This is a genomic window from Paenibacillus sp. J31P190, from assembly GCF_059692075.1.
The window spans coordinates 375,708-402,277 of record NZ_JCAUAS010000005.1 but is presented as its reverse complement, the minus strand read 5'-3'; the positions used below and the strand labels follow the sequence as shown (position 1 = coordinate 402,277).

General features: G+C 44.7%; 20 protein-coding genes and 3 tRNA genes. 17 read left to right on the top strand and 6 right to left on the bottom strand.

Annotation, left to right across the window (positions count from 1 at the left end; all coding sequences use genetic code 11):
- Positions 1–207: 207 nt before the first annotated feature.
- From AC58U0_RS13415 to metK, 5 genes are all read left to right on the top strand, one after another.
- A tRNA-His gene (locus AC58U0_RS13415) sits at positions 208–280 on the top strand.
- Between the two features lie 16 nt (positions 281–296).
- Positions 297–368, top strand: a tRNA-Gln gene (locus AC58U0_RS13410).
- A gap of 16 nt (positions 369–384) precedes the next feature.
- Positions 385–466 (top strand) — tRNA-Leu (locus AC58U0_RS13405).
- Between the two features lie 249 nt (positions 467–715).
- Complete coding sequence (gene mtnK, locus AC58U0_RS13400) at positions 716–1,930, top strand: S-methyl-5-thioribose kinase (protein ID WP_497379500.1); 1,215 nt, start codon at positions 716–718, stop codon at positions 1,928–1,930.
- A gap of 30 nt (positions 1,931–1,960) precedes the next feature.
- Positions 1,961–3,178, top strand: coding sequence for a methionine adenosyltransferase (gene metK, locus AC58U0_RS13395; protein WP_497379486.1), 1,218 nt, complete (start codon positions 1,961–1,963; stop codon positions 3,176–3,178).
- 69 nt (positions 3,179–3,247) lie between these two features.
- Here metK and speD read toward each other — a convergent pair whose 3' ends face one another.
- The 3 genes from speD to AC58U0_RS13380 all read right to left on the bottom strand — a co-directional run bounded on the left by speD (position 3,248) and on the right by AC58U0_RS13380 (position 5,795).
- Positions 3,248–3,619 (bottom strand): adenosylmethionine decarboxylase, encoded by a 372-nt coding sequence (gene speD, locus AC58U0_RS13390; protein WP_497379485.1) that lies wholly within the window; start codon positions 3,617–3,619, stop codon positions 3,248–3,250.
- A gap of 159 nt (positions 3,620–3,778) precedes the next feature.
- Complete coding sequence (locus tag AC58U0_RS13385) at positions 3,779–5,089, bottom strand: aminotransferase class I/II-fold pyridoxal phosphate-dependent enzyme (protein WP_497379484.1); 1,311 nt, start codon at positions 5,087–5,089, stop codon at positions 3,779–3,781.
- Between the two features lie 115 nt (positions 5,090–5,204).
- Positions 5,205–5,795 (bottom strand): GNAT family N-acetyltransferase, encoded by a 591-nt coding sequence (locus AC58U0_RS13380; RefSeq protein ID WP_497379483.1) that lies wholly within the window; start codon positions 5,793–5,795, stop codon positions 5,205–5,207.
- Positions 5,796–6,047: 252 nt separating this feature from the next.
- On the opposite strand from AC58U0_RS13380, the gene AC58U0_RS13375 reads away from it, so the two are divergent.
- The 6 genes from AC58U0_RS13375 to AC58U0_RS13350 all read left to right on the top strand — a co-directional run bounded on the left by AC58U0_RS13375 (position 6,048) and on the right by AC58U0_RS13350 (position 12,692).
- Entirely contained in the window at positions 6,048–7,028 is a 981-nt protein-coding gene (locus AC58U0_RS13375; RefSeq protein ID WP_497379482.1) for a phosphotransferase, read from the top strand.
- A 15-nt stretch (positions 7,029–7,043) separates the two neighbouring features.
- The gene (locus tag AC58U0_RS13370; protein ID WP_497379481.1) at positions 7,044–7,949 is read left to right on the top strand and encodes a phosphotransferase; all 906 of its coding nucleotides are present in this window, start codon (positions 7,044–7,046) and stop codon (positions 7,947–7,949) included.
- A gap of 148 nt (positions 7,950–8,097) precedes the next feature.
- On the top strand, positions 8,098–8,895 hold the full coding sequence (locus tag AC58U0_RS13365) for a glycosyltransferase family 2 protein (protein ID WP_497379480.1): 798 nt from the start codon (positions 8,098–8,100) through the stop codon (positions 8,893–8,895).
- Between the two features lie 11 nt (positions 8,896–8,906).
- The gene (locus AC58U0_RS13360; protein ID WP_497379479.1) at positions 8,907–9,953 is read left to right on the top strand and encodes a glycosyltransferase family 2 protein; all 1,047 of its coding nucleotides are present in this window, start codon (positions 8,907–8,909) and stop codon (positions 9,951–9,953) included.
- Between the two features lie 4 nt (positions 9,954–9,957).
- Positions 9,958–10,701: a glycosyltransferase family 2 protein gene (locus AC58U0_RS13355; RefSeq protein WP_497379478.1), complete on the top strand. Its 744-nt coding sequence runs from the start codon at positions 9,958–9,960 to the stop codon at positions 10,699–10,701.
- Between the two features lie 551 nt (positions 10,702–11,252).
- A complete protein-coding gene (locus AC58U0_RS13350; RefSeq protein WP_497379477.1) occupies positions 11,253–12,692 on the top strand; it encodes an NAD-dependent malic enzyme in 1,440 nt (479 codons plus the stop codon).
- Between the two features lie 576 nt (positions 12,693–13,268).
- Here the strand turns inward: AC58U0_RS13350 and AC58U0_RS13345 are convergent.
- Positions 13,269–14,528 carry an MFS transporter gene (locus AC58U0_RS13345; protein WP_497379476.1) on the bottom strand — a complete coding sequence of 420 codons (1,260 nt, stop codon included), beginning with the start codon at positions 14,526–14,528 and terminating at the stop codon, positions 13,269–13,271.
- A gap of 30 nt (positions 14,529–14,558) precedes the next feature.
- Positions 14,559–15,347: an archaetidylserine decarboxylase gene (gene asd / locus AC58U0_RS13340; protein WP_497379475.1), complete on the bottom strand. Its 789-nt coding sequence runs from the start codon at positions 15,345–15,347 to the stop codon at positions 14,559–14,561.
- A 592-nt stretch (positions 15,348–15,939) separates the two neighbouring features.
- Between asd and AC58U0_RS13335 the strand changes: the two genes are divergently transcribed.
- Positions 15,940–16,236: a transposase gene (locus AC58U0_RS13335; protein ID WP_497379474.1), complete on the top strand. Its 297-nt coding sequence runs from the start codon at positions 15,940–15,942 to the stop codon at positions 16,234–16,236.
- Positions 16,237–16,305: 69 nt separating this feature from the next.
- Positions 16,306–17,583, top strand: coding sequence for a beta-N-acetylhexosaminidase (gene nagZ / locus AC58U0_RS13330; protein ID WP_497379473.1), 1,278 nt, complete (start codon positions 16,306–16,308; stop codon positions 17,581–17,583).
- A 139-nt stretch (positions 17,584–17,722) separates the two neighbouring features.
- On the opposite strand, the gene AC58U0_RS13325 is transcribed toward nagZ, so the two are convergent.
- The gene (locus AC58U0_RS13325; RefSeq protein WP_497379472.1) at positions 17,723–18,823 is read right to left on the bottom strand and encodes a YheC/YheD family endospore coat-associated protein; all 1,101 of its coding nucleotides are present in this window, start codon (positions 18,821–18,823) and stop codon (positions 17,723–17,725) included.
- 279 nt (positions 18,824–19,102) lie between these two features.
- Between AC58U0_RS13325 and AC58U0_RS13320 the strand changes: the two genes are divergently transcribed.
- The 4 genes from AC58U0_RS13320 to rfbD all read left to right on the top strand — a co-directional run bounded on the left by AC58U0_RS13320 (position 19,103) and on the right by rfbD (position 26,569).
- Positions 19,103–23,764: a WIAG-tail domain gene (locus tag AC58U0_RS13320; RefSeq protein WP_497379471.1), complete on the top strand. Its 4,662-nt coding sequence runs from the start codon at positions 19,103–19,105 to the stop codon at positions 23,762–23,764.
- Positions 23,765–23,976: 212 nt separating this feature from the next.
- Positions 23,977–24,696: a sugar phosphate nucleotidyltransferase gene (locus AC58U0_RS13315; protein WP_497379470.1), complete on the top strand. Its 720-nt coding sequence runs from the start codon at positions 23,977–23,979 to the stop codon at positions 24,694–24,696.
- The gene (gene rfbB, locus AC58U0_RS13310; protein ID WP_497379469.1) at positions 24,696–25,700 is read left to right on the top strand and encodes a dTDP-glucose 4,6-dehydratase; all 1,005 of its coding nucleotides are present in this window, start codon (positions 24,696–24,698) and stop codon (positions 25,698–25,700) included. The genes AC58U0_RS13315 and rfbB overlap by 1 nt, the downstream gene beginning before the upstream one ends.
- Complete coding sequence (gene rfbD, locus AC58U0_RS13305) at positions 25,697–26,569, top strand: dTDP-4-dehydrorhamnose reductase (RefSeq protein WP_497379468.1); 873 nt, start codon at positions 25,697–25,699, stop codon at positions 26,567–26,569. Before rfbB ends, rfbD begins: the two co-directional genes overlap by 4 nt.
- The last annotated feature ends 1 nt before the right edge of the window (position 26,570 follow it).

Genomic DNA, 26,570 nt, shown 5'->3' with positions numbered 1-26,570 from the left:
GAGGTGGAAGTGCAGCAATGCATGCAGCTGACGAATACTAATCGGTCGAGGGCTTAACCTAATATAGGGATCTTTTGACGAAGTCAAAAGTCTCTCTGCTTAGGGATCTTTGACGAAAGTCAAAGTCTCTCTGATCAGCTGACTAAGCAGTTGTTCAACTTTACGCAAGTTTCGTATCTAGTCTTCAGGGAATAAATCCCTACTGTGGCGATCGTGGCGAAGGGGTTAACGCACTGGTTTGTGGATCCAGCATTCGTGGGTTCAAGTCCCATCGGTCGCCCTTTTCCCTTTCATAATGGGGATTAGCCAAGCGGTAAGGCAACGGACTTTGACTCCGTCATGCCTAGGTTCAAATCCTAGATCCCCAGTTTTCTAACTTCATACGCGGTCGTGGTGGAACGGCAGACACACCATCTTGAGGGGGTGGCGCTCACAAGGCGTGAGGGTTCAAATCCCTCCGACCGCATCCCTATTTTAAGCAAGAAACCCTTACTAGTTAAGGGTTTTTTTGCGTTATTACGAATGTATAAGTAACATACAGACAGGGTCTAGACACATTAATATTTCGGTTCCATCGATAGATTCTCTTATTGTGACCTAAATATGTAGTCTGTTTCACTATTTTTGCTTTTTACATACACCAAAACTTCTTCCTTTGATTATTAATAGAATAGAATTACTTTCTACATGAGGAGGAAGGAGGAATGAAAGTGTGATTCAATACCAAATCCTTAATGAATATAGTGCTATGAATTATGCCCGAAAGTTAAGAAACTTGTTTATGACAAATGCACAGTTGGTTTGCCAAGAGATTGGCGATGGAAATTTGAATCTCGTCTTTCGTATTACAGACAAAAATTCAGAAAAAAGCATCATAATGAAGCAGGCGCTTCCTTATGCGCGGGTGGTTGGGGAATCTTGGCCATTGACCCTTGACCGGGCACGAATTGAGAGTCAGGGATTGATTGCTCAACATTCTATTTGCCCAGGTTTAGTGCCTATTGTCTATCATTATGATAGTACGATGGCATTGACGGTGATGGAAGATTTGTCGAGCCACCTGAATATGCGAAAAGGATTGGCTGCCCGAGAACGCTATCCTCATTTTTCACGTCATATTGGCACCTTTCTAGCGAGAACTTTGTATTTGACGTCTGATTTGGCATTGCCCGCTCAAGTGAAAAAGGCAAAAGTGATTCAATTCTCTAATCCGGAAATGTGCAAGATATCCGAAAATCTTATTTTTACGGATCCCTATTTCGCTTCAGAAACCAATCAATTTAATCCATTGATAGCAGATAAGGTGGTTGAAATATGGGAGAATTACCAACTGAAACTTGAGGTCGCAAAATTAAAGGAAGGTTTCCTCACTCATGCCCAGGCACTCATCCATGGGGACCTTCATACCGGGAGCATCATGGTAACGAAAGAGGATACCAAGGTGATTGATCCGGAATTCGCCTTTTATGGCCCTATTGGTTTTGATATCGGCGCTGTGATAGGTAACCTATTACTTAGCTTTGCCTCCCATGAAGGACACACTATGGACTCGCGGGAGCGAATGGATTATCAAGCTTACCTGCTTACGATGATCGAACAAATATGGACTTACTTTGAAAAAGAGTTTAGGGATTTATGGGGGAAAGAGTCAAAAGAAAGAATGGCGGTAATCCCAGGATACGTAGATCATTACTTACTCCAAATACTTGAAGATACTGCAGGCTATGCGGGTTGTAAAATGATTCGTAGAATCATAGGTCTAGCACATGTATGGGATCTGGAAAGTATAAATGATCCAAGTTTGCGGGCAAAATCTGAAAAGCTAGCACTTTCGATCGGACAAGAGCTGGTACTAGAAAGACGGCAAGTTCAAAGAATCAACGACATTACATCCCGTGTTAGACAGATAGCAGGGTGGGGGGAGTTATAAAAGGGGATTATTATTTGGGAGGTCATGTATATGACTATAAAAAAAAGAAACCATCTCTTTACATCTGAATCGGTGACTGAAGGCCATCCTGATAAGCTATGTGACCAAATTTCTGATGGAATTTTAGATGCTATATACGAGATAGATCCGAATGCACGCGTTGGTTGTGAATGCTGTGTAGGTCGGGGGTTTGTACTTGTAACTGGCGAGATTACGGCAAATGCGTTTATTGATTATCAAAAAGTTGTTCGAAAAACAATTAGTAACATTGGATATACACGAGCTGAGCTCGGTTTCGATGCTAATTCATGTGCAGTCTTAATCGCCATTAATGAACAATCTCCTGATATTGCAATGGGGGTCAATAAAGCTTTAGAAATTCGCGAAGGCAAGCTGAACGATGGAGAGTCTGAAGAGACTGGTGCTGGTGATCAAGGATTGATTTTTGGTTTCGCTTGTAATGAAACCGAGGAATTGATGCCATTGCCGATATCTCTGTCCCATAAGCTGGCCTACCAATTGGCTCAAGTACGTAAGAACGGTACGGTACCTTATTTGCGTCCCGATGGGAAAGTGCAGGTTAGCGTAGAATATGAAGGCGATTACCCCATCCGAATCGATACGATCGTAATCTCAGCTCAACATGATCCTGAAGTGTCCCTAGAGCAAATTAAAAAAGATATGCATGAGTTTGTGATATTACCTGTCATTCCAACGGATTTGATAGATGAAAAAACAAAATATTTTATTAATCCAACAGGCCGTTTCGTGATCGGAGGTCCAGAAGGAGATGCAGGATTAACGGGGCGTAAAATTATTGCCGATACTTATGGCGGTTATGCTCGTCATGGCGGGGGAGCATTTTCGGGTAAAGATCCCACCAAGGTTGACCGTTCGGCTGCTTATGCCGCGCGTTATGTAGCAAAAAACATTGTTGCGGCTGGTCTCGCTCAAAAGTGTGAAATTCAGATTGCTTATGCGATTGGAGTGGCACATCCCGTTAGTATAGCTATCGAAACATTTGGTACGGGAATCATTGACGATGACGATCTTATTCAATTAGTTCGCAATCACTTTGATCTACGTCCGGCAGGTATTATTAAAATGCTTAATCTACGCCAACCTATCTATCAGAACACGGCAGCATATGGACATTTTGGCCGAACAGATGTTGAATTTCCTTGGGAACAGACAGATAAAGCGGAATTGTTAAAAAAAGAAGCAGCAATAGGGCCAGTAGGGGAATGATCAACAACCATTTATGTATATGACAAACTAAACACTAAAAGCCTCTTCATTCACAAGAGGCTTTTTATATTAATCTAAGACAACTATTTCATTAGAACCGCGAATTAATGTTTTTGTATACATTTTCTTGGGTTTTAATATATCCACTAAATAATCGATCGCTATTTTAGGGTCTACTCTTTTTCCGCAGGTGTAACAATCTATTGCCGCAAAATCTTCCTCCGGATATGTGTGAATGGAAAGATGACTTTCAGATAAAAGAACAAGTATTGAACAGCCACTTGGATCGAATTGTTTATGAATGACTGACAGCACTGTAGCACTGCTTTTCTCAGCCGCATTCACCATAATTAGCTGTAAAAGATCAACATTATCTAGAAATCTGGAATCTACCCCCCAAACGTCAACAACCGTATGCCTGCCAAATGTTGAGTATTGCAAATCTATCACCCCTTTAAATTTCAACTTCATAATATTCTATGAATAAAAAAGGAAGAGTGATCTAGTAAAGTGACTAATTGTAGTGAAAGCCAAGAACATACGAGAAGAACAAAAGAGCACTCTCTAACTTGAGGTTAGGAAGTGCTCTTTTTGTTCTTATTATTTGCTAGCTGAGACGGTTTCTATTTCTTTAACGCTTTGATAAATGAGGTTGAATAGCTCTTCAAGGTTACCTTCTTCAATACAGGAGAAAGCAACGCGCAGGTCAGTAGATCCGAGGGCGATCGTCCCTACACCATGCTGATTCAGCAAGTGTACACGTAAGGCTTCGGCGTCAACGGTTTTAAGCTTCAAGCACATGAAGTAACCGGAGTTGAAGGGGTAGTAGCCCCATGCATCATCGAACTTTCCGCTGTCCAGAATGGACTTGGTGCGATTAGCACGGCCTTTCATGATCTCATATTTCTCTTGCTTCTGTTGACTAAACTCTGGAGAGTTAAGCGCGTGAAGCACGAATGTTTGAGATGGGTGAGGACCGCTGGAAATAGTTGCACGGATGATTCCCATTGTTTTCTGCTCCAAGGCGCTGAGAAGTGCTTCACTTTGGCCTGCATACGTAATGAAGCCTACACGGAAGCCCCAAACGTACTCTTCTTTGGTGGCTCCATCGATTTTGACTGCGAGTACACGCGGGTGGATGTCAGCCAATTGACCGAATAAGGACTCGTGCATGGAACCTTCGAAGAAAAGACCGAAGTATGCGTCGTCCGTAAGTACGATGACGTTGATGCCTGCTTCAGCAGCATCTTTGATGGCAGCAGTAATTTCTTTCCCTTCTTCGGCCCCAGGTGTATAGCCTGTCGGGTTGTTCGGGAAGTTCAAGACAACGATCGCTTTGCCTTTGGATTTTTGAGCAAAAAGAGCTTCACGAAGTCCAGCTGCATTAAATTTCTGCTGCTCGTTGTATAACGGGTAATTCACGATTTGGGCACCGCGGCGGATTTCGAAGGTGAGCTCGTAATTTTCCCAGTTTTTATCTGGAATAATGACTGCGTCACCAACATCTGCGAAAAGGTCAGCGGCAATGCTAAGACCATGGGTCAAGGCATTTGTAACAATCGGGTTCCCAATCAGTTTACTGCCAATCTCAGGATTTTCCTCAAGCATTTTTTTGCGCCACGCTGTACGAAGTTCAGGTTTACCGGCAGGTGGTGCGTATTCATATATATCTTTTGGAGCATAGGTGGAGAGTGTGTCTTGAATGACCTTCAGATGCATAGGTTGACCATTTTCGATAGCAATACCGATAGTAGCATTGTATTTTTTGGCTTTGGCCTTTGCTTCAGCAGATTGGCTGAGAATGCCTTCTTTCGGGAAGTAAATCGATCTACCTAATGCAGAAAGCATGTCATGCACGTGAGAATTTTCACGTTCCAGGGTCTCGTTTAACTGTCGTGCCAGAGGATTCATAAGAGTGGGTCATTCCTTCCAATGAGCTATTCATTTTTTGCAGTTATTATACCACTTTAACAAGAGTACGTCACTGCGTGAAACAAATATTTTCGGATTGGTTTTGGATATGGAATTATACGCCAACGTTATTTAAAAAACCTTCTAATCGCTGTTTAACTTCAGGCCATTCGCTATCGAGGATGCTAAACATGACGGTGTCCCGTATATAGCCATCGTGGAGTATACGATGTTGACGGAGAATACCTTCTTTTTGGGCACCTAATCGAGCAATAGCCGTTTGGGAGCGTTCGTTCCGTAGGTCTGTTTTTAATTGGACGCGAAGAAGATTTAAGGATTCGAAACAGTGCTTCAATAGTAAATATTTGCATTCAGTATTAACGCGCGTACGCCACACTTGGGAATTGTACCAGGTATGACCGATCTCCAGATTACGATGTTGTGCTGAAATATCGAAGAGACGTGTGCTGCCGACGAAAGAATCGGTATGCTTGTCGTAGACGCTATAAGGGATGCCCAGTCCTGCCTTTTGTTCTTCTAGTGCTTGGTGAACAAACTTCTCCACATCTGCGAAACTAAGAAGCGGCGTCATATATGCCCATATGTTTGGGTCGGCGGCAGCTGCTGTAAGACCGGTTATATGGGATTCTTCCAAAGGCAGTAGAACGACACGTGTTCCTTCTAGAATATCGGTGTGTAGATTCATTGGGAATGTTCTCCTTGTTAATTGGTTATTTGTATATGTGATTTTAGTTAGCATAATTGAAAAGTAGAGTAATAGAAAGACCCAATTTAGTTTTATTTATATGTACCAGTCTTACGTTTGCGAAGGTGGTGATCTCTTTGGGGTATCGATCAAATATTTGGATTTTCCACCGGGGTATGAACACCAATCCGTATCAACATTAATAAATTGTAAAAGGCAATGCTTTATAGGCTTTTAGGAAGGAGACGTTTCATGGCTAGAACGCATGGCTATCGATTAATTTTCAAGAAAATCGCTCGTTCCTACGGGTTTTCTATCAGAAAGACCCGCTCCTACTCCTCACAGTATAAAAAAACTGCCGCATTCCGGGTAACGACGAACAAAGGAACATATATGATTAAACCTTTTATAGGATCGAAAAGCCGTCTAATCCAGCTATCATCCTATGCGGTCAAATTGCACAAAAGAGGCTTTCACGGTATGCCCAAATGGTTAAGATCCCGATCGGGGAAATATTGGGAGCAGGAGGGAGGGAAGTTTTTTTACTTAACCGATTGGATCCAGGGCAGAAAAATGAGCAGGAGCAAGGAGGATCTTGTCAAGTTAGGGAGAATGCTAGCCAGACTGCATTCGGTTTCGCGTAATTTGAGGCTTCCTCGCCAACCCGATTCGGTTACGCTGCGTCATAGGAAAAACTATTACGCATTCCTAAGACGATTGAAGAATCTTCGGAGAAAGCCTACCAAAGCGGGAACTTGGTTTAGGCATCATGGGGATCTCTGCATTGAATTAAGCCGAGATGCTATACAGTCGCTTGGAACATCAAAAATTCGCTCAACGTTGAGGGAGGAATGCCGGCATCCCTCCCTCGTGCATGGGGATGTTACCGTAGCAAATACCCTGCAATCGAAAAACCGTATTTATTTGATCGACTGGGATTTAATGAAACGAGGCTCTAGTTATTACGATTTGGTCGTAGCACTTACCAATACGGCTGGATTTGAACCATCAAAAATGGCAGCATTCCTAAAGGGGTATGAAGAGGTGCGCCCGCTTCGCCGTAGAGAGAAAAAACTGATCAGTGCCCTGTACCGCATCCCCAGAGAGGCCTGGTATGTCTGTCAATATGCTATGAACGGACGTAAACATGGTCCCCTTTTAAATGTTTTAAATAAAACCTGGAATAGTAGGCTATTAGCCATCAAGTGGATCGACACCTGGTCTAGGCAGTAGTGAGGGAGGGTTAACATGCCGTTATGGACTGATTTCAATAAAGATTTCGGTTTACAGGTTAAAAGGAGAAAGAAAATTCGAGACGTCTACCAAGTCTTCACTACAACGGGACGTACTCTTTGTTATAAACCTTATTCAACCGGGGAAGACGAGGTTGCCTTTATAAGAAAGCTTTTTGTACATCTTGACAATAAAGACTATCGGTATGCCCCTAAACCTGTTGAAGGCCCCGATCAGAAGCTTTGGTCCTTTCACCGGGGGCAATATTGGCTGCTGACCAATTGGGTGAAGGGGCGGTCACCGAATTTCACCCGGGAATCAGAGCTCATGAAGGGGTTCCGAACCCTGGCAAAGTTTCATCGCCTTGCGGAAGGATTTACTGCTGAAGGAATACCAAACGGCAGAATCCGCTATGACGAATTGTACCGGCGGCCAGGCGATTACCGTTCGGAGATTCGCCGTTATGGCGGCAGTCTCGACCGTTTTATCGATTGCTGCTATAAAGCTGAAGCGTTCAGCCAAAAGCCTGCTATTGCTAGTGCTGTAGAGATGGAACGGAACGCTGGAGCTTTCTCCCACGGAGATTACAATTATCCTAACTTAGTATTGGACCGTTCCAATCATCTTCATCTGATTGATCTGGAGAATGCGTCTATGAACGTAAGAATGATAGATTTAGCCCATATTTTATACCGGAACTATCCTTGGAATGGAAGAGGCATACTGAAGGGAATCGAGGAGTACGACCGGAAACGTCCCCTTTCAGTTGAAGATCGGCATTTGTTGTATATGCTTCTCCTGCTCCCCTATCCGCTTGTCCGTGCCATGAGACAATTCGGAACTCAGTACCTTCGTCATATTGAGCTTCCATCATCCAGTAGACTTTCGGGATATAAAAAAACCTTGCGTAAGATATTATAAGTATTTATTGAAAAACGTCCGCATAAAGCTGGCGTTTTTCTGTTTTTATGCATCTGTACCTAGACCTGTACTAATGCCGTTACATATATCATTCAGGGACATACAATGGGGTAAGACTGGAAGAATGCTAATCTTGGAGGTGTATTTTGTGACGTTCCCAAAAAGAGTCCGTGTCGTAGAGAAGAAAACCACTACCCCACAGCGTATACTTAATTCCAAAAACCCAGAAGTTTCTGTCATTATACCTCTTATGAATGAAAGACGGACGATCGCCAGGGTCATCGCCAATGCTCGAAAGGTTCATCCTAAGACAGAGGTTATCGTTGTAGCGAACGGATCACGGGACGGCTCCAGCCAATTGGCTAAACAAATGGGGGCCAAGATGATTACCTATAAGAAGGCTTTGGGCCATGATGTAGGAAGAAGCATAGGGGCGAAAGCAGCCAAAGGAAATGTTCTTTTGTTTCTGGATGGAGACATCGTCTTCTCGTCCAATTCATTGAAACGACTGGTTCATGCGGTAAAAAACGGCGTGGATGTCGCCTTAAACAAATTTAACGGCACGTTGGCAAGAAAAAATGTCCACAGTGTTGTTCTTTCCAAGTACGCATTAAACAACATGTTGTCCTTACCTCACCTGAAAGGTGCTTCTTTAACGACTATTCCCCATGCCCTAAGCCGCAAAGCTTTGGAGAAAATCGGAGCGGAGAATTTGACGGTTCCCCCCAAAGCGCAGACCATCGCAGCTAATAATGGTTTGGTGATTAAAGGTGTCCACTATTTTGAAGTAGGCAAAACGAATCCACGAAAACGACGAGGTCCAAATGACCCGTTGAAAGACTTAATTATTGGAGATCACCTGGAAGCTATTCAACATCTATTGGACAAAACCGATACCCGTGGAGGAATGACCGATCTAGACCGGAATAGAAAGATGGTGAAATAATGATAAGGGCTGTGAAGTCAAAATTAAAATCAAAACGGACCTCCCCATCCACCCGACATCAAATGAATACAAAAGAGATCAAAAGATGGAAAAGAAAGGCCTATGAGGCGGGATCACATTATGGCTCCCGCTTCGAGAAAGAAACCGGAGGCTTTGAGCCCGCGAAATCTGCGATGAATCATGATTGGAACAAATGGGCCTCCCGTCTTCCCCGGGCATTAAGCACAACACTCTATCATTCCGCAGCGCGTAAGTTTTTCAAAGGATATTATTCGGAAATCGGGGAGAAATACACACGCTTGATCCCGCTTCCCACAGATAAGAAGGTCGCAGCCATTCTAAGCGTCAAGAACGAGGATGACACGATTTCCAAGGTGCTTGACGAGCTTGAGTGCCTCCCTTTTCACGAGGTCATCGTAGTGGTTAACGGGTCGGATGATAAAAGCTTCGAGCGCATTAGGGAACACCCTGCCGCACCGATCGTGCTCCACTATGAAGAAGCGCTCGGACACGATGTCGGGAGATCAATAGGAGCCAATGTCTCCCAGTCGGACATTCTTTTGTTTCTTGACGGGGATATTCGCATTTCCTATAAAAAGCTTATCCCTTTTATCCATGCGGTTGAGAAGGGAACGGATGTTGCACTCAATGACATAAGCCCCTTTATCCATAAATTAGGTTCCCGTGACGCGGTATCGGTTGTTAAAGAATTCGTCAATCGGGCCATGGGAAGAGCCGACTTAATGGCGAACTCCATGACAGCTATACCTCACGCCCTCTCCAGGTCTGCTGTGGAGACCATAGGTTTGGCGAATCTGTCCGTACCGCCTCTCGCTCAGGTGATTGCCATGAAAAAGAAGTTAAAAGTGAAGGCTTCGGCCAGCATAAACGTCCTGAATAGCAATCGAAGATCAGGTCTCAACCACGGGCGGCATAATCCCTTGACCCAATTGATTATCGGCGATCATCTGGAAGCCTTGCATAAAGTCATGTCGCGCCGTGGCAAGAGGCTTAGTTTCAAAGATAACATGCGAAAAAGGCATCTGGCGGGAGGCTAGGTAAATGAACAACATTAAAACAAGCATCATCATTCCTAGCTATAACGGACTGGAGCTGCTTAGAGAATGTGTAGAGGCCATCCGTAGCTATACACACGAAGTATATGAAATTATCGTAGTGGACAACGGCTCCGATGACGGGACTCCTAAATACTGTGTACAGGAAAAAATCCGCTTGATCTCGCTTCCTAAAAACAAAGGGTTTCCAGCAGCGTGTAATCTGGGTCTAAAGATAGCGACTGGAGACGCGCTTCTCTTGCTGAATAACGATATCGTTGTTACCCACAACTGGTTATCCAATATGCTAAACTGCCTTTACAGCAGCGAACGCATCGGTATCGTCGGTCCCTATACAAACTACACGAGCGGCCGGCAGCTGAAGGATTCCGGCTATACGGATTTATCCCAGTTTCACGAAATTGCCGCCACAGCCAATATACAGAACCCGGAGCTGCGGATGCCACTCAACCGATTGGTAGGCTTATGCTTCCTTTTTAAAAGGGAAGTGATGAACAAGATTGGCTTATTAGATGAACAATTTACACCCGGCCATTACGAGGACGACGATTATTGTTATCGCGCCAGGTTAGCTGGATTTGAGCTTATGCTGGCAGGGGATGTCATCATTCACCATCACGGCAGCAAAAGTTTCAATAAGATGGATAAGGAACAATTGTCTAAATTGGTCCACAAAAACCACAAAAGGTTTCGCGAAAAATGGAAAGTGGATCCGCTGCAGTTTTTATAACTAGCTCCATGTTCCACCTATCAAGGCACTTTATCAGTCAAGGGGTTTTTCTAAAATGAATGACAAGTCAACAAAAATCGGCGATTTCCCTGGAAATCGCCTTAATAATCCCGCAATAAGCGTTCATGAAACCATATAGCACCCATGTTTTTGGCGATCTCCTGTTCCATCTTAGTCATGCTAGCGATGACTTCTTGCACTTCACCTGACTTACCATATGCAGTTGGTGTATTGGCAGATTGGGCAAACGTCTATGATAAAGACATACGATCATCGCTATATCCCCGACACATAATTATTATGGCTGTGCGAGCTAGTATGGCGGTCTAGTAAGTGAGTAGATCCTGAAGGGTTTATTAAAAGGGAATTGCAGTTGCGGCACGGGTTTTTCGCACCTCACCAAGGATGAAATTCGCCGCGGCGTTGCTCTCCTACGACATGTTTAAGAAATTGTCACAAAATGACCAATATGATTTTTGGCAAGGTCGACATTGTATGCTATGATCTAATCTGGTGGTCAATTAATTATCTTCTTAGGAGTGATCCTTATTATGGCGGGGTTAAACGGTGGAGGCACAAGCGTTATTGTGCGTTTGGAAATACATAAAGAATTAGTCACTTTTGGAAAAATCGCTACAGCAATAGGTGAAGCAGGCGGCGATATTGTCGCGATCGACGTAACAAGAGCTAGTAAAACAACAACAACGCGCGATATTACAGTAAAAGTTAGCGACCCTGAACATACGGAATCCATAACCAAAGTGTTGAAGGATATTCCTGGCGTCCGGTTAATTAACGTTTCAGACCAAACGTTTCTCATGCATTTGGGCGGCAAGATCGAAGTGACTCCGAAAATGCCTATTAAAAATCGGGACGACCTATCCCGTGTATATACACCGGGTGTTGCTCGCGTTTGTATGGCTATTCATGAAGACCCTAATAAAGCACACTCATTAACGATAAAACGGAATACGGTTGCTGTTGTGTCGGATGGCACAGCGGTCCTAGGTTTAGGAAATATCGGTCCGGAAGCGGCGATGCCGGTGATGGAAGGGAAGGCTATGCTGTTCAAGCAGATGGCCGGTGTAGATGCGTTCCCGATTTGTTTGGACACGCAAGATACCGAAGAAATTATTCGTACTGTAAAAGCGATCGCACCAGCATTCGGCGGTATTAATTTAGAAGATATTTCATCGCCTCGTTGTTTTGAAATTGAGGAAAGATTAATCAATGAGCTCGATATTCCTGTGTTCCACGATGATCAACATGGAACGGCAGTAGTTATTCTTGCAGGGCTGCTCAATGCAGTTAAGCTAGTGGGTAAGAATTTGGAAGATTGTAAAGTAGTTATCACGGGCATTGGAGCTGCAGGGATTGCCTGTACGAAGATGCTGCTAGCTGCCGGTGTTACAAATGTTATCGGTGTAGATCGACAAGGCGCAATTGTACGCGGAGAGAGCTATACGAATTCAGCTTGGGAATGGTATGCAAACAATACAAATCCGTTTTTACAAAAAGGACCTCTGTCGGATGTGATACCAGGTGCTGATATTTTCATTGGGTTATCGGGGCCAGGTGTACTTAAGGCTGATGATGTGAAGAGAATGGGCACGGATCCGATTGTGTTTGCGATGGCAAACCCAACACCGGAAATTACGCCGGAAGAAGCTGAACCTTATGTTCGTGTGATGGCAACAGGCCGTTCGGATTACCCGAATCAAATTAATAATGTTCTTTGTTTCCCGGGGATTTTCCGCGGTGTGCTGGATTGCCGTGCTTCACGCATCACGCAAGAAATGAAGCTGGCCGCAGCCAAAGCCATTGCATCGGTAGTAAATGAAGATGAATTGAACGAATATTACATTATTCCAAGTGTGTTCAACACGGCTGTTGTTGAAAAGGTAAGGGAAGCGGTCATGGAAGCCGCCTATGAATCCGGTGTAGCCCGCCGCCGCAACCAGCGTGAGACACATGATGCACACCACGAATAAGTCGCGATGAATTAGCAGTTCGGTATACCTCAATGAGGTGTACCGAACTGCTTTTTTGTGTTCTGACAATAGAGGATATTTGGGGCAAGGCAGGTAGCTAGCTGTGTGATGCGCAAAACCACACAAGTTGCAGTTTGTGCATCAAAATTATAAATTACCGTCCTTTTTTGGGAATTACCTGCAAAATGTGCAGCTAATTCTCGTCTTAACGGGTCAAAAGGGCGTTTTTGGGAGAATTAGATGTAGGAAATGCAGATAATCCCTGAGGAAAGAGCAGCACATTAGAAATTAACTGCATGTTTTGCAGCAAAAGTGTTTGAACAGTTCCTAAAGTCTGGCGGAGGATGGATGGGGGCAAAGGCTGGAGGAAGTGTTGGTATGTCATGACAGTAATGGTTTGGCAGGCAGTAAGGTAATGGATTAGCAGTCAACAAGGTAGTAGATTGTAGCAGCAAAATAATGAGTCAGTAGAAGCAAGGGAATGCACGAAATCACTCTGCTTGTTTATATATGTACACAAAAAAAAACCTTGTTTCAGCAGCTGATGCATTCAGCTTGCCTAACAAGGTCTTTTGGCTAATTAGATTCTTCTGTCCATTGTCTTAACTTGCGATCCGAAGGGAGAAGGAAAGTCAGGATACCAAGGAGCGGTAGAAATGCACACATTTCCATAACACGCGTCGTGCCTAAGGTGTCGCAGAGATTGCCAAGGACGACACTCCCGATACCGCCCATTCCGAAGGCTAAGCCTGTAATTAAGCCAGAAACTGTCCCGACTTTCCCAGGGAATAGCATTTGGGCGTACACAACGGTAACAGAAAAGCTGGATAGTAGGATGATACCGATAATGACAAGTAAAATGTAAGCCCAAGTAATTGACACATGCGGTAACAGCAAAGCAAAAGGCGCTGAACCAAGCATGGAAAAGAAAATGAGATTACGCTTACCGAAGCGGTCAGCAAGCGGACCGCCAAAAAATGTTCCAACCGCTCCAGCCGCTAGGAATAAGAAGATAAAGTCTTGTGCACGGTCGATTGACATGCCGTATGTATCCTGCAAGAAAAAGGCGAAGTAGCCGCTCATGGCTGCTCCATACCAAGAACGGACGAATACAAGAAAAACAAGTAGGCAAATCGCAAACATGACTTGCTTGCGCCGCTGCGGGTTGACGGTGCGTTGTACGATTGTCTTCGCTTTAACCGGTGTGGCAAGCAGCACGGATTTATACCAGCGAGCAATATATAATTGCACGGCGATAGCAACAGCTGCTACACCTGTGAACCATATGGAACCGAATAACCCAAGTGGAATGAAAATCCATTTGGTCATCATGGGGGCCAAAGATTGACCGGCGTTACCGCCAACTTGGAAAATGGACTGAGCCAGACCTTTGCGACCTCCCGCGGCCATATGTGAGACACGAGACCCTTCCGGGTGGAAGGCGGCTGAACCAAGACCTACAAAGCAAACAGACAATAACACGACCCAATACGAATGTGCGAATGCGAGCAGCAGCATACCCGTTAGGGTGGAGGCCATGCCAATCGGCAGCATATAGGGTGAAGGTTTGCGATCTGTGTATAAGCCGACAACTGGCTGCATGATGGAAGCCGTGAAGTTAATGGCAAATTGCACCCAACCAATCTGTGCATAGCTAAGTCCCATCTCGCTTTTTAGAATGGGAAAGATAGCAGGAATGACAGATTGAATCGAATCGTTGAGTAAATGGACAAGACCAATTGCGAATAAAATACGATATACGGTAGGTTTGACGTCTCCGGTACCATGTAAGCTCTTGGAGCTTTGTTCGGGAGATGATGCTGTAATGGACGCCATGGTTCTCTCCTCTCCAATCACATATTCCCTTTATTTTTCTAGGAAACGGCCGAGGTCTTCTCCCATTTTAACTTTAGAACCGAGCTGCAGATCTGAACGAGGCTCAAACATATCATCTTCAAAAAGGAGAACGACCGTTGAACCAAACTCGAAGTAGGCTAGTTCTTGACCTCGCTCAAGCGTTTTGGGAAGAGGCTTCACATATTGAATCGAACTTACGTTAAGGGCCCCAACCTTTACTACAGCAACTTCACCGGCATTGTGCTGGATAAAGGTAATTAACCGTTCGTTACGACTTAGTACTCTCTTCATATGACGAAGGCCAAACTCATTCACAGGATATACTTTCCCAAGCACATGCTCGCTCTCAAGCACATCACCTGAAATTGGCGAATGAATGCGGTGGTAGTCGGTAGGACTTAGGTACAGAACAAAATAAAAGCCATTCTTATAGTTGATCGTACGAGGGGAACGATTAAGCAGCTCTTCGATGGTGTAGTCTTGACCTTTGACATTCACAATCAAGCCTTCTTTAATGTCGCCGATGCCCGTAATCATGGCATCAACAGGACTTACAACGCGAGTCAGGTCTTCGTGAATAGGGCGTAACCCTGGCTTTAATCGGCGTGTGAAGAAATCATTCAAAGATTTATAATCCTGTAAATGCTTCTCAGCATCTTCGATGCGTATTCCGTAGGTTTGGGCAAAGCGAGGAATGAAGATCCGGCTTGCTTTGGATCTGGCAAAAGCACCTGTCACTTGGGACACCCATTTGCGTGAAGATAGCTCCGTTAGCAATCGAAAAAATGGTTTAGACATAGATTGAAAAACTCCTGTTCATTCGTGTTTAGGAGAGACTTTGATCGATCACGGATCAATGCTCCCTTCATGCAGAGAGACTTTGATCAAGATCAAAGATCCCTATATATTGTTCTTCGCTAATCTTGCCACAGAAAGGTAAAAGAATCAATTGTCGAATGAGGAAGGAATGCAAGGTAAGTGCAAGAAAAAAACAGCCTAATGGCTGTTTGAGGTGGAATATGCTAGCTTTGCTTATAATCCCCGCAGGTATAGCAGGTAGCGAGGTTAACGGAGATGGGAACCGAGGAGCCGGCGAACTTGATACATTGGACAGGGGTTCGAGATGAATGATCAGAAATACTCGTACAGGACTTGCAGCTTGCAATTAGCTCAAAGGAAGCATCTAAGGGCAGCGAATACTGTAAGACGATATTCTTTTTCATTAATAGACCTCTTTTCCTTGTGATGGATACGAGCCGGATCCTAGCAGTAGAAGCCTTCATGTAAACGCTTTACTTTCACTATCAATCATATCACAAAATGGATCAATATGCCTTTGGTATTTCCGGAATGGAAACCGTCAATGCTGTTGATGAGGTGAAATAACAATATGTCCATAATAATCGTGATACTTAGTATTCTGATTCCGATTTGCATGCTAATCAGTGCTTGGCTGTTCACAATGTGCCGAATTGTATATCATGTGCTGGCAGTGGGGTGTGCCTATGTGTTTGGTATCATCAGCGTGCTCGCTATATATGAGATTTTAAGAGATGAGACGGTATTTATGACGAATATTCACGGCATTTTTCAAAATGAGCTATTTCTGTTAAGCGGAGCTTACTTGGGGTGTTATGGGATCTACACGTTACTGAGATGGACGCTGAAAGAGCTTAGAAGCGAATAATCGGTCATGCAACAATTTTAGGTTGAGGATCGTTAAGAAGATTAGGTTCAAAAGGGAAGGTAGATGAAGATGAAACAAGATTTACCATTATTGCTCAAGGGTGCTTGGTTCGCAGCTGCGTTCTCTCTGCTCTTAACCGGCTGTTCGTCGTCTCACCCGGGACCGGGAGTCAGTCCATCTTCCTCAGCACCCGCCGCGACACCGCCGAGAGTGGAAACTACACCAACACTGACTCCAATACCAACACCAGTCGCAACAAGCGATGCTGTGGCGATGACGCTGGAAGAAAAGATAGGACAAATGATTATAGCGGGAATCGATGAGTACAGTATGAATGTACATGCACGCGCACTGATTGAAAGTTATCACGTTGGCGGGATTATATTATACAAGCCTAATGTGAAAAATACGACTCAGTTGGTAGATCTAGTTAATGAATTGAAACTGACGAATGCTGTGAATAAGCTTCCGCTTTGGTTGGGTGTAGATGAAGAAGGCGGCAGAGTGACGCGGTTGCCGGATGAGATTACGAAAACACCGACCAGCAAAGACATCGGTAAAACGGGCCGTCCTGCGCTGGCATATAATATTGGCCAACTTCTGGGAAAAGAACTAAATGCCTATGGCTTAAATATGGATTTCGCACCCGATTTGGATGTCAATAGTAACCCTAATAATCCGGTCATTGGCGATCGTTCCTTCGGATCTAACGCTTCTATCGTAAGCAGCTTTGGTGTTCAAATGATGAATGGACTGCAGAAGCAGCAGGTTGTCCCGGTTGTAAAGCATTTTCCAGGGCATGGTGATACTTCGGTTGATTCGCATGTGGGACTGCCGATCGTCCAAAATGACCTCGCCCGCTTGCGTAAGCTTGAGCTGGTTCCGTTCGCAGAAGCTTTCAAGCATCAGGCTGATGCGGTCATGGTCGCTCATATTCTGCTGCCTAAAGTGGATGCTCAGAATCCTGCTTCGATGTCGAAAAAGATTATGACAGATCTTTTGCGCAAGGAAATGGGGTTTGAGGGACTCATCATGACCGATGATATGACGATGGGGGCCATCATCAAGAACTATGATCAGGGTGAGGCCGCTGTGAAGTCTGTTCTTGCGGGGGCAAATGTCGTCATGGTCGGACATGAGTATGAGAGGGTCGTAACGGTCATTGACGCATTGCGAAAAGCCGTTCAATCCGGGCGAATACCGATGGAAACAATCAACCAAAGTGTTCGTCAAGTCACGAAGGTGAAACAAAAATACCAACTAAATGATCGTCCGATTAAAGTCCCTGATACGAAGAAACTGAACGCTGAGGTTCAAAGCGTACTGGGAACAAATGCAAACAAATAACACCGTTCCTGCGATTTATTCGCAGCACGGTGTTTTTTTTGCGCGTAGATAAGAAAGTATAAGTTTTATTACACTTCGCGTCATTAGTCTTGACAAACGCGCTCGTCCCAGAAGGACGACGGAGTCGTTTATCCTTGGATTATAGTGGGGGGATGCCGCCATCTAACAAGAATTTGGCATAGGCGATAGGGTTAAAATAAGTAGCTTTCCATATCTCCTGCATGTTGGCATTAAGGAAGCTGTAGCGTTGATCTTTTCCATTACATTCAATAAATAATGGAAATCCGTAGCATGTGATCCCTACATCAAGCCCGATATCAGCTAGGTAGGGCAGTTCTGTACTGAGATGCCGGGCTATACGCAGGGAGAAGTCGGTAATTTGGTTTAATACGTCTTCTTGATTAAGGTGAGGGTATTCGGTGGATAGAATATGGGGTAAAGTTTGCAATTCTCCACCCTGCGCTACGTTGGTGAGAAAGAGTTTACGTGACGCGACTTTCGCAACCATACCTGTTATCCCCCATTCTCCTGATGCCCCGCGTTGAACAGATATGCGAAGATCGAAGGGTCGGCCATCAAATGTAGCCAGGGGCAGACGCTGCTGAATCATGTAGGTGTTGCTTTGGATTTTGCGTCGCAAGGTCAAAGGAAGGTAATGACGGAAGCTTACTGTCCGCCAGATTCGGTTGCTGATCTTCATGCTTGCCGGGTAAATGAGCGTCCAGCTCCTGGCATGGCGATCCATTTTCATCACACCACGTCCGATGCTAGAATTGGTTGGTTTAATAATGAGAGAGTCGTAGGTTGACATCATGATTTTCATATTTTTCAAGGTAGCTGGATAAGTGCCTGGCAGATGGGGGCGAATACTATCATTTTTCATCAAAAGATCGTGAATTCGAAGTTTGCTATAGCGATTCCATCTATTAAACAAGATGACGCCTCGTTTGCTCCATTCCTCCAGTTTCCGATAAGAAGCATGGTCCAAATAAATCGCTCGATTGTGGATAACCTTCGGAAGATCCAACCATTTTAGCTCAAAGCAACGACCTTCTTGTACATAAGCGTGTACTTTCATCTTATCGATTTGGACATCCTGGAGGCGGAAATAACAAGGAGTTACACCGTAATGCTTGCCAGCTTCATCATAATATGGAATAGCTTCATACTGCGTGTTCCCTAGGGGAATGCCTGCGTATAAGGAATCGTTGACTAAAATACCCACATAGGGATTTGCCATCTACTTCACTCCTTCTTCTTCAGAGGGCTTTTATGAAATGGAGACTCTCCTTAGTTTATGGAAAAGCAGGGGTGCTTGTTTGTACGGATGCTTATACTTTCCAAGAGGAAATAGAACAAATGCCCAAGCTTTGCCTTTTAATCCGCATATGTATAGAGAGTAGTTGGTGAATTCGACCATTTATCTAGGTTAGCGCACATTTTCTCGGGCTAGCGTACCTATCGGGCGGAGACTGAATATGTTACAAGTGACTAATTCTTGGAGAATGGAGAGGAGTCTATGAGTAAGCGTAAGAGCAGCAGATTAAGACCTTATGTTCAAAAAGTGAACTCCAGCAAGGTGAACGAACTGGATTGGATAGATGAGATTGAACCAGTACCAACTCCAGTGAAGCAGGAAAAAGCCGAGAAAGTCGAAAAAGCGGAACCCGTTCAGAAGACGGTAACGAGTGATCCACTTCCGCCAGTCAAAGGGAATGTGAAATCCCCAGTAGAAACGACCAAAATTAACAAGCAAACCAATCTTATGAAGGTTTCCACTACTTCTACCGCTCCCGCACCACCGCTGTTATTGCTCTCTGAAAGGAAAACGGGGAAATTTGTAAACCCTGTTGTCTATACAGATGATATTGTCGAAGAAGCGATTACTTGGGAGAAAATTGCAAATCGCTCTGTTGATGAGAGCAAAATTAAACCACTCAGTATCGGCACTAAAGCTCTGAAGGATTTTGCGATCGAGCATTCAAAGCTTGCTCCGGGAAGCGTAACAAGAGATAAGATCGCTAATCAAGCAATCAACGATGAACATCTTGCCCCGCATAGTATATCGGGTGATAAAATTCAGGATCAATCCATTCCGGGCAGTAAACTGCTAGACAATAGTATCACAGCTGATAAACTGGCCGACCAAACCATTGATTCCTTAAAAATTGCTCACGGTTCCATTCTTCCACAACATTTATCTGAACTGATCATTACAAGCGAGCTCATTGATAATCAAGCTGTAACTGGAGAGAAAATTCATAGTGGCGCTGTGCAAGCAAAGCATTTGTCCAATTACATTATTGATACCGCCAAGATGATGGATGCTTCCATCACAACGGATAAGTTAAGAGATCAGGCTGTGACTGAAGAAAAAATCGCCAATGCAAGCATTACCTCTGTTCATTTTCAACCGCAAAGTATTTATGGAGAGCATTTGGCTAATGGCAGTGTTCTAAGTCATAATATTGCTCCGCGTCAAATCGAAACAACGCATATTGCTGATCTTGCGATTGAGAACTTTCATTTGAAAAATGAGTCGATCACAACAGAGAAGCTGGCGTGGGATGCTGTAAATCACGATCAGATTGCGGATATGGCTGTATCGAGCGTGAAGATTGCTCCACTTGCGATTGAGACGAGACATTTGCAGGAATCCTCCATCTATGGTGAACATATTACCGATGAAGCAATCACCAGTCGTCATATCGCTGCAAGCTCGATTCATGCGGAGCATATTGCGAATGGTGCTTTATATGGAAGCTTGCTTTCGGATGGAAGCATTACATCGGATAAGTTGGCAGAAAACCTCATTACGGATACCCACATTCATCCTAATGCCATTCAAAGCCAGCATCTTGCGGACGCTATCATTTCGAACTCGAAACTGAAAGATGGGTCCATTACATCAGCTAAATTGGTAGAAGACCTTGTTGAAGGAAAGCACATTCGCAGTCAAACGATTGGTAATAGACATTTGATTGATGGTGAAATCACGCCTTCAAAGCTTCAAGATGGAACGATCACCTCTTCTAAATTAGCCGAAGGCTCGGTTGAAGGAAGACATATTAAAGCACAATCCATACAGAATACACATTTGGCGGATCATATCATTTCTACTGCTAAGCTTGAAGCGGGTTCTGTGACGAATGAGAAATTATCAGAGGGCAGTGTAGATACTTCGAAGTTGAAGGAAGAAAGTGTAACTTCAGATAAAATCTCTCCGAGTTCCATCAAAACAGGACATTTGCAAGAAGGCATCATCAGTAGTATCCACTTGAAGGATGTAGCCGTACTCGGTCAACACATTACCCATCAGGCAATTGGGAAAGAGCACCTTCAGAATGGGATTGTTACCGGGGATAAGATCGGGTTAAATGTGATTCGTTCGGAGCATGTCGCAGAGCAAGCCATCGGCGGGAAACAAATTGCGTGGTTAGCGGTTCAGCGCGAACACATAGCTGAAGAAGCCATTACAACCCTTCATATGCAAGATGAAACAATTACAACGAGTAAAATCGCGGAAGAAGCTGTAACGAGCAGTAAAATGGCCTCAATGTCTGTTGAAACCCGCCATTTACAAGAGAAAATTATTAAAGGGATGCACATTAAACCAGGTGCAATAACGTCCGAACATTTAGCCCAAGGTTCAATTAATATCGGTATTTTCGCTGACCGAAGTCTGGAAGGAACCAAACTTGTCGAACGATCGATCACCTCTGAAACACTTGCTCAAGGAGCTGTTACAGAAGAGAAGCTGGCAAACGGAGCGGTTGGAACCCAGCATCTGCAAGCTGAATCCGTATCGTCGAAGGTACTCCAGGATCGAGCGGTCACAACAAAGAAACTGGATGACCAAGCGGTGATGGAAGCCAATTTAGCTGATGCGAGTGTGACTAGTCGCAAAATCACTGTGAAAGCTGTTAATAGTGAGCATATCGCTGACGGGGCAATTACAGCAGCTAAACTGGCTAATGAAAGTATTCATGGCAGCAAGTTAGTGAGCGGGGCACTAAGCGGAAGACATTTGGCAGACGGTGCTGTCACGAGTTCCAAAATTTCAGCACTTGCTGTAAATAGTGAGCACTTAGTGGATGGTGCTGTAAGCAGTTCGAAGCTGGCAATGGGCAGCGTAGACGGTACGAAGCTGTCTCTAGGATCAGTTACGAGCAAACATCTGTCTGATGGCGCTGTGGATGGTACAAAGCTAGGATTTGGGGTTATTGACACCGAACATCTGGCTATCGGTGCTGTTGATAATGATAAGCTTGCTGCGAATTCGGTAGACGGGAGCAAATTAATACTTGGCGCTGTTAGTAATTATCATCTAGCGGATAACGCGGTGTATGGAGCGAAGCTGGCGACAGGCAGCGTTGACGGCAGTAAGTTGACAACGGGTTTGATAAGGAATGAGCATCTGTCAGATGGTGTTGTAGATGCTGTGAAGCTGGCAGCAGGTTGTGTGGATGCGACTAAGTTAATGGTGGGTTCGGTTCATCGGGAACATCTCATTGATAGCGTTATAGATGGATCGAAGCTGGCGGCAGGCGCTGTAAATAATGAGCACTTAGCGAATGGCATAGTGGATGGGTCAAAGCTCGCTGACAGCAGTGTAGGAAGTAGTAAATTAGCTCTAGGAACGGTTGGCAGCGGTCACCTCATTGATGGCTCCGTTACGAGTGCGAAGTTGGCAGCAGGTACGGTTGACAGCAGTAAGTTAGTCACTGGGGCCGTGAACAGCGATCACATTGCTACTGGATCCATTAATGCATCAAAGTTGGCTCCAAACAGTGTGGACAGCAGCAAGCTAGTGGCAGGTGCGGTTACGAATGAGCATTTGGGAGACGGAATCATCACAAGCAGTAAGTTGGCACCGTTCAGTGTGGATGGCAGCAGGCTGGTATCTGGCGCAGTTAGTGGTTTTCATATCGCAGAAGGTGCAGTGGATAATACGAAGCTAGCCGCAGGAAGTGTAGATGGCAGCAAGCTGACAGCTGCATCTGTCAACAACGCTCACCTTATCGACGGTGCTGTTGATGGGGCTAAGTTGGCAGCAGGAAGTGTTGATGGCAGTAAGTTGACCGCAGGTGCTGTTAGCGGCGATCATCTCGCTGATGGCGCATTGTATGGCGCGAAGCTAGCTGCGGGAAGTATTGATGGCAGCAAGTTGGCCTCTGGCATCATTAGCAACTATCATTTGACGAGTGGCAGCGTGGATGGAAGTAAGATCATCGCAGGCGCTATTACGAATGGACATCTAGCGGACGGTGCAGTGGATGAGGCAAAGCTGGCAGGCGGCAGTGTGAACGGTAGTAAATTGGCCAGCGGCTCGGTGAGTGGTGAACACCTTGTCGATAAAGCTGTATCGGGATCGAAGTTGGCCCCAGGAAGTGTAGATGGCAGTAAGATTACAGTTGGCGCAGTAACGAAGGAGCATCTGGCAGACGCCGCGGTAGATGGTAATAAGCTGACGGCAGGCAGTGTGGATAGCAGTAAATTGGTAGAAGGTGCGGTAAGGAATGAGCACCTGATGGATGGCGCTGTGGATGCAGCGAAGCTTGCAGTAGGAAGTGTAGATAGCAGTAAGTTGGCGTTTGGAGCCGTGGACAGCAGTCATCTGGCCCCCGGTTCCGTAGACGGATCGAAGCTGACAGCTGGCAGCGTAGATGGCAGCAAGTTGGTTGCTGGCGCAGTGAATAGCAGCCATCTGGCAGACGGTGCGTTGGACGGATCGAAGCTGACGGTTGGCAGTATTGATGGCAGCAAACTGGCTTATGCAGCTATTAGCAACTTTCATATTAAGAGCGGCAGCATTGACGGATCAAAGCTGAAATCAAATGCTGTAAGCAGTGAGCACATTGCAGATGGAACGCTTTCCGTAACGAAGTTAACGGAAAATGTTCTGCAGACGCCAAGCACGCAAAAAAATATTACGCAGCAGTTCGGGCTCGTTCCTTTCGAAATGAAAATTCAGGATGAAATAATTGAAGTGGAAGTACACTTCGATGAGAAGTTTGCGGATGAGAATTATGTGTTGACGGCGATGACGAATCATCAGGCCTGCTATGTATCTGTGAAATTTAAATCGATGGAAAACGCGGTAATATCGGTTATACGTGCCAAGTTTTCACCGGATCAACAGGGTATCGTAAATTGGATTGCTATCGGCAAGAAGTTGTAAATGATGAGGGTTCAGTCGATAAAAAAACGGCTTGTGTCGCAGATTCTGCGAGCTAGCCGTTTTTTGTTGTTTAGCGGTATTGTTTTCGTGTGGTTGAATGACCAATTTTTGATTCAGGGGTATTCGTCCAATTTCCATATATCACGAAAGCATATGATTAAAGAAGTGGATGTGACTACGCATATTATAACGCTTGGAGAGGGGTATGTCTTGTGAAGGGTGTTGTACTGGCGGGAGGAACAGGAAGCCGCTTGCGTCCTCTAACGAACATCATCAATAAACATTTACTTCCAGTCGGTGAATTGCCCATGATTCAATATGCCATCGAGAAATTAAGCAAAGCTGGCATTCAAGATATTTTATTAATAACGGGGAAACAATCGGCAGGTTTGTATGTAGAGTACTTGGGCAGCGGTGAAACGTTTGGTGTCCGTCTTACTTACAAACTTCAAGAGAAAGCCGGCGGGATCGCTCAGGCATTGGCGCTTGCGGAGGAGTTCGTGCCGGAAGGAGAGAAATTCGTCGTTCTGCTTGGTGATAATCTGTTTGAAGAATCATTAGTTCCGATTATCAACACCTTCGAGAAGCAGGAAGAGGGAGCGATGGTCATTCTAAAGAAAGTGGATGATCCTAGAAGATATGGTGTTGCAAAGATGAAGGATGGCATCATTGAACAGATTGAAGAAAAGCCGGATCATCCGAGCTCATCTTATGCGGTTACGGGTATTTATTTATTTGATTCTACAGTGTTTAACATTATAAAAAAACAAAGGCCTTCCAAAAGAGGCGAGTTAGAAATCACCGATGTGAACAATGTGTACGCAGCTGCTGGCACACTTACTCATGGGTTCTTTACAGGATGGTGGATTGATGCCGGGACACATGAATCTCTCTTTCAAGCCACACTTTTTATCAGAATGGGGGATAGCTAATGGCAGTGATTTTAGTAACTGGCGGCATGGGATTTATTGGAAGTAATTTTATTCATTACTGGAAAAAGCAGCATCCGCAAGATCATATGATAAATGTAGATTTACTTACTTATGCGGGAAATAAGGACAACGTCGCTGCATTAGAAGGGCAAGTTGGTTATCAGTTTGTATACGGCGATATTGGAAATGAAGCCTTCATGAACGAGCTAATGAAGCGAGGGGTCGATGTGGTTGTACATTTTGCAGCCGAATCCCATGTAGATCGAAGCATCCATAGCCCGCGCGGTTTCGTGGTTACGAATGTAGTGGGAACGCAGTGCTTATTGGAGGCGGCAAGGAAGCACCAAGTCAAGAAATTTATTCATATTTCGACGGATGAAGTTTACGGATCACTAGGTGAGGAAGGTGCTTTCACTGAAACGACGCCGCTAGCCCCTAATTCTCCTTATTCCGCAAGTAAGGCTGGTTCAGATCTGCTAGTTAGAGCCTACTATGAAACCTACGGTTTTCCGGCTGTGATTACTCGCTGTTCTAATAACTATGGTCCAAGGCAGTTTCCTGAAAAGCTCATTCCGATGACGATTACCCGTGCCCTTCGCAATGAGTCTATTCCGATCTACGGCGATGGCAGGAATATACGAGATTGGTTGTATGTGGATGATCATTGCAGCGCGATTGAGCGGGTGATCATGGATGGTGTCCCTGGGGAGGTTTACAATATCGGCGGACAAAACGAACGCTCCAATCTGAATGTCGTAAAGAGCATATTGAAAGAGCTAAACAAATCAGAGGATTTGATCCAATTCGTAGCGGATCGACTTGGACATGATTGGCGATATGCGATTGATAGTACTAAAATTCGTTGTCAGCTAGGTTGGGAACCGTCCTATTCATTTGAAACGGGACTCAAAAAAACGATTGATTGGTACGTGCAGGAAAACGAGTGGTTTGCAAGTATTGCAAACGGATCTTATCGTCAAGTTAAGGAAGCTGGTCTCACATGAAAATATTAATTACCGGTGCCGGAGGACAGCTAGGGTATGATCTCAACCGCGTTTTTCGACCTGTTCATGATATAACAGCTTGGCGAAGAGACCAATTAGACGTCAGTGATGAGAAGAGAGTCATGGATATTCTTCTTCAGGAACACCCTGATGTTGTGATTCATGCGGCTGCTTACACGAACGTAGATAAGGCGGAAGTGGAGACGGAGCTTGCTTATCAAGTGAATGCGCTCGGTCCCCTGCATATAGCCAAGGCCTGCGAACAAATAGGAGCTAAGCTTGTCTATGTCAGTACCGACTATGTGTTCGATGGTACGAAGGGAACACCTTACGATGAACGGGATATCACCAATCCAAACAATGTGTATGGCCATTCCAAGCTTCTTGGAGAGAAATTCGTCAGAATGACCTGCTCGAAGCATTTTGTCGTACGAACTTCCTGGTTATACGGAACCAAGGGAGCTAACTTTGTTACCAAGGTATTAGAAAAGGCTAGATCAGGAGAACCGCTTTCTATCGTGGATGATCAATTCGGTTCGCCTACTTATTGCTTAGATCTGGCGATCTTTCTTAGAGAACTCATTGAAACGGACAGGTACGGGATCTATCACGCTTCGAATCAAGGGGTTTGCTCCAGATATGAATTCGCCATACACATTTTGAAAGTAATGCAAATGGAGCATGTTCCGTTAATTCCTGTTCCTTCGGATCTATTTCCAATGCCCGCTGTAAGACCGATGTATTCGGCCTTTAATCACAAAGCGATTTCAGACAATGGGTTTACCCCCATGAGAGATTGGAAATCGGCTTTGAACTTTTTTCTGCAAGTTGACCATGATTATCCAGCCGTAATAGATAAGAAGGTGTGAT